The following is a 988-nucleotide window of genomic DNA, read 5'->3' on the forward strand; positions in this document are numbered from 1 at the left end:
TGAGCCTTTCCCGGTAGCGATCTTCGGATTGCTGCCGGGTTAGGTGCTGCGGTCGTGGTCGTGGTGGAGCAGGACGAGGGCTGCGGCGGTGATCGCGCCCAGGCGCCAGGGGCAGAGGCTGACCTGGCGCAGGGCTTTGAAGGTTTTGAGCAGGGCGTTGCCGCGTTCGCAGATCGCGCGGGTGGCGGCGTGCAGCAGGTTGTGGGTGCGTTGGTCGTCGGACAGGCCGCGGCCGCGGTGGTTTTTGTGCGGCACCACGAACGCGGTGGGCTCGCCTTCGTAGCCCAGGTCGGCGAGCACCACGTGGGTGGGGTCGTTCCAGCCGGCGGCCAGTTGTTGCGGCAGGTGGTGGGCGCGGGCGCAGGTGACGTCGCGTTCGCGGCCGGGGCGGACCGGGGAGGTCCACAGCGGCCAGCCGTCCGGGGCGGTGAGCACCTGGATGTTGCCGCCGTGGTGATGGTGTTTGCCCGACCACCACAGATGCACCCCCGGGTTCGGGCCCGGGCGGCGGACCCGGTCGATGCGCACCACGGTGCCGTCCAGGCCCAGATGGGTATGCCCGGCCGCGCGGGCGGCGTGCAGGACTTCGTGCAGCCCGGGGGCGGCGGCGGCGAGCACGTCGATGGCTTCGTGCAGGTAGCGGTAGGCCGTGGACAGCCCGATGCCGTGGTCGAGAGCGAGCTGGGTGAGGCGGGTGGCCTCGTAGAACCAGCGCAGCACCAGGACCGCCTGCCCGGCGGGGTCGAGGGCGCGGCGCCCGGCGCGGGTGCGGCGGCGGGTGCGTTCGGCGGCCAGCAGCCCGGTCAGAAACCTCAGGGTGGAGGCCCGGATCGGAAGCACGCCGGTGTAGCTGACAGGATCAGACACGCAGGACCTCGGTGTGGAAGCGATCTTTGGTCGGACCGCTCTTCTACCGAGGTCCTGCGTCTTTCCCGGTCATCTCGCCGCGCCCGGCGTGTCCCCCCGAGCCCTCAGTGGGAAAGGCTCA

At 71.6% G+C, this 988-nt stretch carries 1 protein-coding gene; it reads right to left on the minus strand.

Going from position 1 to position 988, the window contains the following annotated elements; translation table 11 throughout:
- Positions 1-39: 39 nt before the first annotated feature.
- Positions 40-840: an HARBI1 family protein gene (locus ABD990_RS34145; protein ID WP_345384940.1), complete on the minus strand. Its 801-nt coding sequence runs from the start codon at positions 838-840 to the stop codon at positions 40-42.
- Between the last annotated feature and the right edge of the window lie 148 nt (positions 841-988).

It is taken from the genome of Pseudonocardia yuanmonensis, from assembly GCF_039542425.1.
GTDB classification, from domain to species: domain Bacteria; phylum Actinomycetota; class Actinomycetes; order Mycobacteriales; family Pseudonocardiaceae; genus Pseudonocardia; species Pseudonocardia yuanmonensis.